At 43.9% G+C, this 12,489-nt stretch carries 10 protein-coding genes, 2 tRNA genes and 1 rRNA gene; all 13 read right to left on the reverse strand.

The window, feature by feature from the left end:
* Nucleotides 1-80: 80 nt before the first annotated feature.
* The 13 genes from ACVPPQ_RS03360 to ACVPPQ_RS03420 all read right to left on the reverse strand — a co-directional run bounded on the left by ACVPPQ_RS03360 (nucleotide 81) and on the right by ACVPPQ_RS03420 (nucleotide 12,356).
* Nucleotides 81-153 (reverse strand) — tRNA-Ala (locus ACVPPQ_RS03360).
* 29 nt (nucleotides 154-182) lie between these two features.
* A tRNA-Ile gene (locus tag ACVPPQ_RS03365) sits at nucleotides 183-256 on the reverse strand.
* A 90-nt stretch (nucleotides 257-346) separates the two neighbouring features.
* Nucleotides 347-1,918 (reverse strand): 16S ribosomal RNA (locus ACVPPQ_RS03370).
* Between the two features lie 537 nt (nucleotides 1,919-2,455).
* Complete coding sequence (locus tag ACVPPQ_RS03375) at nucleotides 2,456-3,124, reverse strand: Crp/Fnr family transcriptional regulator (RefSeq protein WP_463495692.1); 669 nt, start codon at nucleotides 3,122-3,124, stop codon at nucleotides 2,456-2,458.
* Nucleotides 3,125-3,145: 21 nt separating this feature from the next.
* Nucleotides 3,146-3,688, reverse strand: coding sequence for a ferritin-like domain-containing protein (locus ACVPPQ_RS03380; protein WP_463495693.1), 543 nt, complete (start codon nucleotides 3,686-3,688; stop codon nucleotides 3,146-3,148).
* Nucleotides 3,689-3,701: 13 nt separating this feature from the next.
* On the reverse strand, nucleotides 3,702-3,923 hold the full coding sequence (locus tag ACVPPQ_RS03385) for a heavy-metal-associated domain-containing protein (RefSeq protein ID WP_025083987.1): 222 nt from the start codon (nucleotides 3,921-3,923) through the stop codon (nucleotides 3,702-3,704).
* A gap of 75 nt (nucleotides 3,924-3,998) precedes the next feature.
* On the reverse strand, nucleotides 3,999-5,849 hold the full coding sequence (locus tag ACVPPQ_RS03390; RefSeq protein WP_463495695.1) for a heavy metal translocating P-type ATPase: 1,851 nt from the start codon (nucleotides 5,847-5,849) through the stop codon (nucleotides 3,999-4,001).
* A gap of 130 nt (nucleotides 5,850-5,979) precedes the next feature.
* On the reverse strand, nucleotides 5,980-6,822 hold the full coding sequence (locus ACVPPQ_RS03395) for an alpha/beta hydrolase (RefSeq protein ID WP_463495697.1): 843 nt from the start codon (nucleotides 6,820-6,822) through the stop codon (nucleotides 5,980-5,982).
* A 93-nt stretch (nucleotides 6,823-6,915) separates the two neighbouring features.
* A complete protein-coding gene (locus tag ACVPPQ_RS03400) occupies nucleotides 6,916-7,344 on the reverse strand; it encodes a universal stress protein (protein ID WP_413476543.1) in 429 nt (142 codons plus the stop codon).
* A gap of 21 nt (nucleotides 7,345-7,365) precedes the next feature.
* A complete protein-coding gene (locus ACVPPQ_RS03405; protein WP_463495699.1) occupies nucleotides 7,366-8,934 on the reverse strand; it encodes an Nramp family divalent metal transporter in 1,569 nt (522 codons plus the stop codon).
* Nucleotides 8,935-9,105: 171 nt separating this feature from the next.
* Nucleotides 9,106-9,717, reverse strand: coding sequence for a LysE/ArgO family amino acid transporter (locus ACVPPQ_RS03410; RefSeq protein WP_463495700.1), 612 nt, complete (start codon nucleotides 9,715-9,717; stop codon nucleotides 9,106-9,108).
* A gap of 26 nt (nucleotides 9,718-9,743) precedes the next feature.
* Nucleotides 9,744-10,415 (reverse strand): YoaK family protein, encoded by a 672-nt coding sequence (locus ACVPPQ_RS03415; protein ID WP_463495701.1) that lies wholly within the window; start codon nucleotides 10,413-10,415, stop codon nucleotides 9,744-9,746.
* A 231-nt stretch (nucleotides 10,416-10,646) separates the two neighbouring features.
* On the reverse strand, nucleotides 10,647-12,356 hold the full coding sequence (locus tag ACVPPQ_RS03420) for a MucBP domain-containing protein (RefSeq protein ID WP_463495703.1): 1,710 nt from the start codon (nucleotides 12,354-12,356) through the stop codon (nucleotides 10,647-10,649).
* Between the last annotated feature and the right edge of the window lie 133 nt (nucleotides 12,357-12,489).

Below are 12,489 nucleotides of genomic sequence, written 5' to 3' on the forward strand. Positions count from 1 at the left end.
TGTTTTTCTCGGCTTTTAAATCTAATATTACTTATTATCCAGTTTTCAAAGAACAAAGTTTCGATGACTATTGCCATCTATGGAGGATAACGGGATCGAACCGATGACCTCCTGCGTGCAAAGCAGGCGCTCTCCCAGCTGAGCTAATCCCCCGTGTTGTAACTATCTAATTCTTGGTACAATGGGCCTAAATGGACTCGAACCATCGACCTCACGCTTATCAGGCGTGCGCTCTAACCAGCTGAGCTATAGGCCCAAAAAACGTGTTTATTGAGAGTAGACCTCTCAAAACTAAACAAAGTTTCGACGCTAACAAATGTACAAGGTTTTCCGTATTATTCCTTAGAAAGGAGGTGATCCAGCCGCAGGTTCTCCTACGGCTACCTTGTTACGACTTCACCCTAATCATCTGTCCCACCTTAGACGGCTGGCTCCCGAAGGTTACCTCACCGGCTTTGGGTGTTACAAACTCTCATGGTGTGACGGGCGGTGTGTACAAGGCCCGGGAACGTATTCACCGCGGCATGCTGATCCGCGATTACTAGCGATTCCGGCTTCATGTAGGCGAGTTGCAGCCTACAATCCGAACTGAGAATGGTTTTAAGAGATTAGCTTAACCTCGCGGTTTTGCGACTCGTTGTACCATCCATTGTAGCACGTGTGTAGCCCAGGTCATAAGGGGCATGATGATTTGACGTCGTCCCCACCTTCCTCCGGTTTGTCACCGGCAGTCTCACTAGAGTGCCCAACTAAATGCTGGCAACTAGTAATAAGGGTTGCGCTCGTTGCGGGACTTAACCCAACATCTCACGACACGAGCTGACGACAACCATGCACCACCTGTCATTCTGTCCCCGAAGGGAACGTCTTATCTCTAAGATTTTCAGAAGATGTCAAGACCTGGTAAGGTTCTTCGCGTTGCTTCGAATTAAACCACATGCTCCACCGCTTGTGCGGGCCCCCGTCAATTCCTTTGAGTTTCAATCTTGCGATCGTACTCCCCAGGCGGAGTGCTTAATGCGTTAGCTGCGGCACTGAAGGGCGGAAACCCTCCAACACCTAGCACTCATCGTTTACGGCATGGACTACCAGGGTATCTAATCCTGTTTGCTACCCATGCTTTCGAGCCTCAGCGTCAGTTACAGACCAGACAGCCGCCTTCGCCACTGGTGTTCTTCCATATATCTACGCATTTCACCGCTACACATGGAGTTCCACTGTCCTCTTCTGCACTCAAGTTTCCCAGTTTCCGATGCACTTCTTCGGTTGAGCCGAAGGCTTTCACATCAGACTTAAAAAACCGCCTGCGCTCGCTTTACGCCCAATAAATCCGGACAACGCTTGCCACCTACGTATTACCGCGGCTGCTGGCACGTAGTTAGCCGTGGCTTTCTGGTTGGATACCGTCACTACCTGATCAGTTACTATCAGATACATTCTTCTCCAACAACAGAGTTTTACGATCCGAAAACCTTCTTCACTCACGCGGCGTTGCTCCATCAGACTTTCGTCCATTGTGGAAGATTCCCTACTGCTGCCTCCCGTAGGAGTCTGGGCCGTGTCTCAGTCCCAGTGTGGCCGATTACCCTCTCAGGTCGGCTATGCATCACAGTCTTGGTGGGCCTTTACCTCACCAACTAACTAATGCACCGCGGGTCCATCCTAAAGTGATAGCCGAAACCATCTTTCAACCTTGCACCATGCGGTGCTAGGTTTTATGCGGTATTAGCATCTGTTTCCAAATGTTATCCCCCACTTTAGGACAGGTTACCCACGTGTTACTCACCCGTCCGCCACTCACTCAAATGAGCTTCAATCAGAAGCAAGCTTCTTCAATCAGTTCCAGAGTGCGTTCGACTTGCATGTATTAGGCACGCCGCCAGCGTTCGTCCTGAGCCAGGATCAAACTCTCAATTAAAAGTTTGTAGCTCTTGTTTTTGTTACTTAATTTATTTGCTAGCGAATTGACTTCGCAAATATGTTGTGCCCCGAAGGGCGACCCTACACATTTGATTTGTCGAAACTTTGTTCAGTTTTCAAAGGTCTACATCAGATATTTGCAAGTTGCTCGCTCTGTATTTCTTAACAAGCAACACAATAAATCTTACCATGTGGATAATTAACTGTCAATAACTTTTTTAAAAATTATTGATTAGCGAATCAAGCACACGTTCATCTCTCGACGACATAGAATATCTTACCACCGTACGGGAGTAACGTCAATCACAAATTACATATTTTTTCAAAAAACCTGTTTTTATGCATAAATAGCTAAACATATCTTTTAAAACCTTCATAAAATCACTATTGATTATCTTCTAACAACTCTTTAACAACGCGTTTAGTTTCCAATTATCCAAAATTGGTATACCTGAATACGAAATCGACTAAAACAATTAAAAAAAGGGCATTTCTAGCGATTTAATCACTAAAAATGGCCTTTTATTCATTTGTTTCAATAAAAATCTTCAAGGTTTTCAGAATTTAGAATCCTAATTGCCCGTCCTTGCCGTTCAATCAGACCCGCTTCTTCTAATTTTTTTAATTTTCGCGATAACGTTTCTGGCGTGGTTCCGATAAAAGTCGCTAGTTCCTTTAACTTCATCGGAATCATCAGTTGCGTTTGATTAGTCACTTTCATTAAATCTAATAAATAGGTCGCAACTCGCGATTCAACTGATTCGATATTGATTAGATTCGCCTGTCTTTCCAATTGTGTCATTTTATCGGCAGCATCTTCTAATAATGACAAACTGATTGTCGGATAGGTTAATAACAATTTTTGAAATGCAGTCCGCGATAACGTACATAACGTACTGTCGACCAGTGTCTCACCATAAATGGTCGTTTCCTGTTTCGTAAACAAGGCTTTTTCACCCTCGAAAGCGCCCGGTTCCATAATCCGCAGCAACTGCTCTTTACCCGTCGCAGCCAATTGATAGACCTTGATCTGACCTTTCGCCAGAATCACCAACCGGTCTGCCATCACTGGACTAAATACTTGCGTGCCTTTAGCAACAACCTCGTGTTGGGTGATCTGCGAAATCTTAATTAGGCTGTCATGGTCCAATTGATTAAAAATTGGCACTAGTTCGGCACAAATATGTTGCTTTTCAACTGTCATTAACCCACTTCCTTCTATCTATTAATCGGCTTCTTCCTCTAAACCATCTTGCGGTGTTAGATTCAATAAACTTTGTAACACTCGAATTTGGTGTTGATTGCGCCCCAACAAATCGATTAATTCGTTAGCCAAGGTTAAGCGTTCTTCTTTTTGCGTTAATTTAATCGCCCGCGTCACAAACAAATTAGCCGTCCGGTAATCGGCTACCAGTTCTGTCGTCATCATGACCGGTGTCCAATATTTAATGCGCGCATCTTCGGTCAACATCCCATATTCCTGATATTCGGTGGTTGTCGTCGGAATGACCTCCCCTTCATCTAGTAATCGTTGGGCGGTTCTCTCTAATAGTACCCCATTTTCGACTAATAAATCAGCCACCACGTTTTTGAAAGCCAGACTTGCCGGACCAGTGACACACCATTTCATCTGTTGTAACTTTCGTTGTTCAATCGCTAAGTTCGCCATGATATGGCCAATCATTGCGCCAGCGGTTGGTGTGTGGTGATCAACATCAGCTTGTTTAATTTCGGCTTGATACTGGGTTTCAATTGTTGTTTTATCCATGATTAAGTCACTCCTACTTCACTTTAATATTTTGAACGGTGTACCCCAGATTAGTGACAACTTGTGCTAACTGTTCTGGATTCGTCGCCGTTTCATCGTATTCCGTTTTGACTTTACTCGCGTTGAACAACACTTTCACAGTTTTGACGCCGACCTGTTGTTCGACTGCCGCTTCAATTTTTTGTAAACAGGATGGACATGAAAGTTCATCCAATTGCATAACTAATTTTGCCATTTTAATGACCACCTTTCTTTGATTACCCTAACCATACTGCAACCTCTCCGATTAAAAATTGACCATCATCAAGTTTTATTTAATCAGGCGCATCGCATTCAAAATCACAACTAAGATACTTAATTCGTGAACCAGCATCCCACTAGCCATTTGCACTTTACCTAAAACCAAACCAACTAATAACAACGCCACTGTTCCAATCGCAATCCCAATATTCTGTCGCAAATTCCGCGCTGTACGCCGCGCCAATTGCTTGGCTTTCACTAGTTCCGTCAAAGTGGACTGCATTAAAACGATATCCGATGTTTCAATAGCGACATCGGTCCCGGCGCCCATCGCAATCCCGATGTCCGCCGTTGCTAGTGACGGGCTATCGTTAATGCCATCCCCGACAAAAGCGACCGTTTGACCTTGCGCTTGGGCTTTTTTAACGAAAGTTACCTTTTCAGCTGGCAATAAATTAGCATGGTATTCCGTAATGCCCACTGCTTGGGCGATATTTTGAGCCGCTTGATCGTGATCACCCGTCAACAACATCAACCGCTTAACACCGTTTTGCTGAAGCGCCGTTACCATCTCGGCCGCATCCGGTTTAAGCGTGTCGGCCACCCCAATTAATAACGCCAATTGTTGGTCAATCGCGACTAACACAATTGACTGACCCGCTTTTTGAGCGCTATCAATCGCCCGCATCTGGTCTTGGGTTAACACAATCCCCGCTTGCGTTAAGAGTTTAGCCCGACCAATTCGAACCGTTTGCTGACCCACTACCGCTTGAATCCCTAAGCCTTTAACCGTTTGACTGTCAGTAATCTTCGATATCGCCGCTAACGATTGTTGTGCGACATAAGTCACAATCGCTTGCGCTAATGGATGATTCGATTGCCGTTCAACCGCGGCGGCGATTGCTAGCGCTGCATTTTTATCAGCTGTAAACGACGTGACTTGCGCCACCGTCATCTTGCCCTGCGTTAAAGTACCGGTCTTATCAAAAATCATGGTGTCAACACCCGCCATCGTATTAACGACCTCACCACCCTTAATTAGCACGCCGTTCTTAGCGCCATTACCAATCCCCGCCACAATTGAAACCGGCGCGCCAATCACGAGCGCCCCTGGACAACCGAGCACTAAAATCGTGATTGCTAATTTAAAATCGCGGGTCATCAAGCCAATCAAGACCGCTAACACTAAAACTGCCGGTGTGTAGTAGGTCGCAAAACGGTCAATAAAGCGCTCCGCAGTTGACTGGCTATCTTGGGCATCTTCCACTAATTCGATAATTTTAGCAAAAGCCGTATCATCGCCGACTTGATTTGCGACCACAGTCAGCGTACCGTTATCAACTAATGACCCAGAATAAACGGCTGCACCAACCGATTTGGTGATTAATTGGGCTTCCCCGGTAATACTGGCTTCATTAACATAACCCGTCCCGGCAACGACTTGGCCATCGACCGGCACTTGCGCCCCCGCTCTCACTAAGACCTGATCGCCGACTGCAATCTCATCGACTGCGACCGTTTCAAATTGATCCGGGCCTACAATTTTAACGGCCGTTTGGGGTGCCATCGCGGCTAATGAGCGAATCGATTCGCGCGTCTTTTTTAACGTTTGCTGTTCCAAAAAACCGCCGAATAAAAATAGCCACGTGACAATTGCCGATTCATGATATTCGCCAATGATAAAAGCCCCGATGACCGCAATTGAAACCAATAAATCAATACTAATCACTTTGACCTTCAGCGCTTGATACGCTTGCAACATGATTGGTATCGCCCCAATAATCGACGCCGTCACTAATAAACTGTCCATGAAACCATCCGGCAAACCGAACCAGTGACTGCTATAAGCGCCGGCAATTAATAAGCCGCTGACCAACGCGATGTGATTTTTATGTTGTTGAAACCATTTTTGAATTTGCATCTGTATTGCCTTCCTTCTATCTGAATGTCCTTATTATAGAAAGAAACGGCTTTTTAATAATTGATGGGGATCAAGTTTGCAAATAAATAGCGACTAAACCCGATATATTGTCGAATTTAGTCGCTATTGTTTATTTCTCCCACAAAAACTGTCCTACTTGGTGATCGACTTGAGCATTGGCATGTAGCGTGCTGTGTTGGGCTTGCTTACCCGTCATCTTAACCTCTCGATAGCTTTTAGCGCGCTCTTTCAATAAATACGCGAGCGATTGTGATGAGACATTACTGACTCGACCATCGGAATGGCTGCCATCGCCCAAATCACCATAAATATTCAGAATTTGCAGCTGTTTAGCTGGCACGACTTGGCGTAAGGCTAATAACTGCCGATAAGTCGCATTCATTGTCACTGGTTCGCCTGATGCCTTCAACCGATTCTGATTGGCTTGATCGTCCATTCCTAAAATGCCATCAAAATGGCCGGCGATATTCACTTGTTTCGCCAACTGCGGTAGTTTAGCATTTTCTGCATTATTTAATAAATAGTAAGCCAACGTGAGATTGCCCATCGAATGCGCGACGACGTTAAATTGCTTAAAATGATGCTGCTGATTGACCGCAACGATTACTTTTTTAAACCAACGACTCGTAATTTGATAATTGCTCTGTTTATTATTCTGAAACAAGACCTGGATAATCGGACGTTTGGTTGGTGCGTGCCAATTCCCGATTAACGCCACTTGCCCCGTTGAACTGACCTTGGCCGTTAACACTTTGGTCGCGTCTTTTTGCTGTTCTGCGGATTTAATCATTTGATTGGTCGAATTGGCAGTCCCACCCCAACCGTGCAGATAAAAAGTCGGCACTTGATCGCGTGCGCTGACTTTGGCGGGTGGCGTATTAGCGACAAAATACCAAACGAGTAACCCGACAATCGCTAAACTCCCCAGCATAATTTTAACCCCTTTACGCATCAGCCAATCCTCCCACAAACTTTTAAACCCACTTTAGCACATCTCAATCCCTAATAAAAAAAGAAGGCTCACAGCCTTCTTTTTTTATCGCCTTTAACGGACAACTAATACTGGAATCGGTGCGTATTTCGCCATATAGGCCGCTTGACTCCCAAAATATTTAGCGACCCCTTTTTGCGATTTCGAACCGACAATTAACAAATCGGGTTGGACTTTTGGAATCACTTGGTCAATGATTGTTTCGCCTGGTTCGCCCTCTGCAATCACCACCCGCACATTTTGAACGCCACGTTGCATGGCTTGGTTGCGATAATTTAAGACGTGCTTTTCTAAATCAGCATATTCACCGTGCACAAAATCCTTATTCAACGCTTGATAAACGTTCATCTCATCACTTTCAAGAATTGAAACAATTACTAATTCTAAATTTTCTTTTTTCGCTTCTTCAATCGCGTAGTCAAATGCCATTAACGCATCTGGTGAATCGTCCACGCCTACTAAAATACGGTGCATTGCCACCATCGTCATACTGCCAACCTCCCCTTATTTTTCAGTTGCTAATTGCTGTTCGAACCGCTGATTACCTTTACGCAATTCAACAATCATCCAGACTAATAACGCTAATACACCGACAATCAACACATAGGCAATATCATCTGCCAAAGCGAGTTGCCCGTTAGTGGCTTGATCACCGAAGAAGGCTTCAATTTGTCCCGGTAAACCAATCATATTCAAATACGTTAATCCGATGACGGACAACCAGCCCAAACCTCTAATCAGTAAACTATTTTTGAACCGTTCGCCCATTTCAACCCGACTGTCGGTAAACATCAATAATGGCAACATTGAAAATGGTAAGGCAAACGCTAAAAAGACTTGCGAATTATTCATCAACGTATTCAACGCTTCGTGTTCTTCAACTGCCGGCTTACCGCTCGTTAACATGACACAGATTAAAACCGGAATCACCGATAACAACCGCGTCACTAAACGACGCAGCCATAACGGCATTCTTAAATGCACAAACCCTTCCATAATCACTTGGCCGGTTAAAGTCCCAGTAATCGTTGAATTTTGACCAGAAGCTAACAAGGCAACCGCGAATAGTGTCGAAAGGACACCTGTTCGCGCGACACTGGCCAACAAACCATTACTCATTGTCGACGTATCAGATAAGGCTTCGAACAACCCGAAAAATGACGGATCCTTAACTGCCCCGGTTTTGAAAACCGCCACACCCATAATTAACAACAGCGCGTTGACGAAGAAGGCCATCGTCAATTGAATATTCGAATCCCAAGTCGAAAAACGAACGGTTTGAGCGACCTGTTCTTCATTATGACGATCAATTTTCCGCGTTTGTGACACTGCGGAATGCAAATACAGATTATGTGGCATAACCGTCGCACCGATAATTCCCAAGGCACCCGTTAGTGGTGTTTGCCCACCAATATGTTTAGTGGTCGAAAAAGTTTGGGCGTTTGGTACCAAGCCTTTGATGACCCCACTCCAATCAGGATTGGACAAGGCGACTTCATACGCAAAAACCACAAAAATAACCACAATCAAAGCGACGACAATTGCTTCAATTTTCCGAAAACCAATCTTAGTTAACAATAATAAGAGCATGACATCTAAAACCGTAATGAACACCGCAATCATCAGCGGTATCCCGAATAATAAATACAAGGCAATCGCGGCCCCAATGACTTCGGCAATATCAGTCGCCATAATCGCCAATTCTGTTAAAATCCATAAAACAATCCCTAATGACTTACTCGTGCGCGCCCGAATTGCTTGCGCCAAATCCATCTGAGTTACAATGCCTAGTTTAGCCGCCATATATTGAAGCAACATCGCGATTAAACTAGACATTAAAATCACGGACATCAGTAAGTATTGGAAATTTTGCCCCCCGGTAATCGATGTCGACCAATTCCCTGGATCCATATACCCCACTGCCACTAACGCGCCTGGCCCTGAATAAGCTAATAATAGCTTCCAAAAACCTTTACCTTCCGGCACTTCAACGGTTCCATTAATTTCTTCTAGCGATGGCCCGTTGGCATATTCAATCAACTTATGTTTCTTTGGTGCTTTTGTTGCGGTCATTCATCCCACTTCCTTACATCCCATTTGTCTACGACATCCTTATTGTACGCCGTTTTAACCAGATGTAAAGAATATTTTTAGTAGTGCCTAACTTTTATATTTTATTTTCAAACAAATAAGACGTTATTGAACTAAAAAAAGGCGTTCTCGTTTGAGAACGCCCTTTTCAACTTAGAATAAAACAAAGGCAACCTTGGTGATTAACATTAGTCCGTAGCCAATAATAATCAAAGCACTGATCAGATTGACCCACATCAAGAATTTCGGCGAAACTTTATTTCTAAAAATACTGAATAGAATCGCAATCCCAAAGAACCAGCTAGCCGTCGCCGTGACCACCCCGATAATGAATGGCAGTGTCTGACTCGCTGTCATATCACCGCGCAACGCGCCCAACATCAACGTACCATCAATCAACGCTTGCGGATTCCCCCAAACAGCGACAAAAGCCGTCAAGATAACTTTTTTAAGCGGCATGGCTTGTAGCGAACCGAATTCAACGGCGGCCCGGGCACTGCGAATAATCGTGTAGCCAATCCATAAGATTAACAAACCGCCAATCCCCATAATCGTTAATTTGACCATTTCATTTTTAATAATCAAAGCGCCAATCCCGTAAAAGGCCACCAATGAAAATAAAGCGTCAAAAAACCAAATAAACAGACTATTCAAAACAGCCCGTTTGGTCGTATTGGACAAGGCGTTATTAAAAACAAAAATATTTTGCATCCCAATCGGCGCCACAAACGCGAACCCAATTAACATCCCTTTTAAAAAAATCATCATACAACCCCTTTTCTAACCCTTAATTAAATACTTTTCTGCGGATTCAACTGTAAAATCGTCAGTGTCCCCAACAAGCATAACGCCGAAATAATAATCGTGTGTTCACCCAGCCAGGCGACCATTAAGCCGACCACGACGGCCCCCAGTGTAAAACTAACCATAATTCTAAAAATCTCCCACGCCTTGGCGATTGCTAATGGATTCTTCTTCGAAACCCCATCATACAAGCTTTCCGCTAAAGTCCGGACGTTACCGGTCATCATTAGCGAGGTGAATGGTGTCCCTTTGAGTTGACGGAATTCTTGTAATTGCGCCGCAGCAACCATCGACACGAGTGCACTCGATAATAAATCAGAGACGTATGGCGAGATTACCGCCACGATGGTTAAAACTAAGACTTCAATCCCTAAAACAATTCGTTGGCGCTTATTAATCGAGTCGGCAGCCTTAAACCGGTGTTGTAACATCCGCGTTAAAATTGTCCCCACCATAAATGCCAAGACCGGCGTCATATGCTGTAGTAAAACGCCCCATTTCATTTGACCTAGATGTGTCCCTAACAAAATGAGATTCCCTGTTTGTAACCCCGCAAAAACTTCCCCGTGAACTAAATAAGTGTATGAATCAAACCCACCGGCGGCCGCGAGCAAGCCCCCATACAATAATTTGTCGCTTAAAACCATTCTTTCTGTCATTCAGATATTCGACTCCTCAAATCAAACTATAAACTTCTACTCTATCTGAATTTGAACGGTTAGTCTAGTGGTTCCAGCACTTTTATCCATACAAAAAAGAGGTTTCAGATTGAAACCTCTCGCGAATGACGAATAGATTAAATAAATCGGACAGTGTTCTGATTGTTTATCTAAGCTAACGCCTTATTTATTTTAACATTTTAAAACCGATTACGCCGTTTGTTCCACTGGTTAATGGTTACGAATCGCTTTTTTAAAGAAGTGCATAATCCCAACAACCATGACCATCAAACTCCCAATCACTGACGTCGCGATACTCATTTGACTACCCGTTTGTGGTAGTTTTTTAGTCGTCTTCTTAGTCACTACTGGTTGTTTCTTTTGATTGGTTACTAAATGCCCTGGTTTTGAATCTGAAGAATTAGTTTTATCGCTGTTGCTGTTGCTGTTGCTGTTGCTGTTGCTGTTGCTGTTATCAGTTTGGTTGTTAATCTTCCGATAAACAAACTTAATGTTCACCGCTTCGGTCCCCAACGTGCCTTTAGCGTTGCTTGGCATTGCGATGAGTTCATAACCACTAATGACGGCCGCCTTAGCTTCGTATGTATCACCAGTATGACCCGTTTTCGAAATTGGTGCAATTAATTCTTTGCCTTGTTCATCGACGTATTGCGCAGTCACTTTTACCGCCGTATTCGCAACGGCTGTCTTGTGATATTCATACACCACCGTTTGTGCCGCTACACTATATTGACCAGTTGCATTACTGGGTGTTTTAACGAGTTCATAACCAGTAATTTCCTTAGCCGTTGTTTGATACGCTTCATTCAATTTCCCGGTGAGTGTTTCACTGGTGGCAATCGTTTGACCTTGTTCGTCAATGTATTTGACTGTGACTGGTTTCGCTGTTTCAGGCGTTGTGACCGTCTTTTTATAAACAAAATTAACGGTTTGTGCTTGGTCGGTAAACGTCCCTTTCGCATTCGTTGGCGTTGCCGTTAATTCATAACCCGTAACGGTTTTAGCAGTCGCTTGATAACTAGCGCCGGTCGCACCCGTCAACGTCGTGCTGTCCGCTAATTTTTGACCTTGTCCATCCACATAATTAACAGTGACCGGTTTCGCAACTGGTTTGACATCGTCCTTCTTGAAATGTAGCACCCCAGTCATCATCTTACCTTGTTCATTGAAATACGAGAACGTGAAGGTCGTGTCTTGATTGAGACGGCCGGTGTCAGCAACATAGCCATCGTGATTATTGTTACCGTCTAAATCAAAATCGGGGACATTGCTGCCACTAAGTGAAATTTGATATTCAACGGTCGCAGTTTGAACCACATCTTTATTAGCGGTCGCGCTAATGTACACTCCAACACCAGGCGCAATCGTTTCTTTAATGGTATTCCCATAGACATCGTTGATAGCGGCTTGATTGATGGCAGTCGTATCAAAATAAAAATCTTTCACACCTGCCGTTGCTTGCGTATTGATAAACTTCATTGCACGCAAATGCCAAGTCCCATCAATTTTAACAAAATATTGCATCGTTGTATTGGCTTGAATATAGTTACTATCGCCCAACAAGCTACAAACTTCTAAATTAGGCGTACCCGTTTGATCGACTAAATAGCCTTTAGAACTGGCACCGTCTTTGCCGATTGAATATTTAAACGCAAACCCATCTGGTAAAGTCGTCGCTCCAAAACCAGCGTTCATTTGACTTAGATCGACCGTAGTTGTATTTTCAACCGCATAGCCTCGGGCATTGACGGGCTTAGCAACTGGGACGCTCACTGGTTGATTCGTTGACTTATCAGTTTGAACTATCGTATCAGTATTAGTCGGTACGGCCGCCAACACATTAGCGACTGGGCTAATTACTGGTAACAACAAACTTGACATTAAGACGCTAGTAACGATACTTGATTTAAGACTTTTCACTTAAAATCCCCCATGAAATAACGATGATTGTTATTTTTCTTTTTAGTTACGACTTATAACCGTTTAAAAATATCATTTAATTTAGTTGCACTCAACCCACCTTAAACTGGCGAAAAAGTTAACTTAATTAATC

This window comes from Latilactobacillus parafuchuensis (assembly GCF_055271665.1).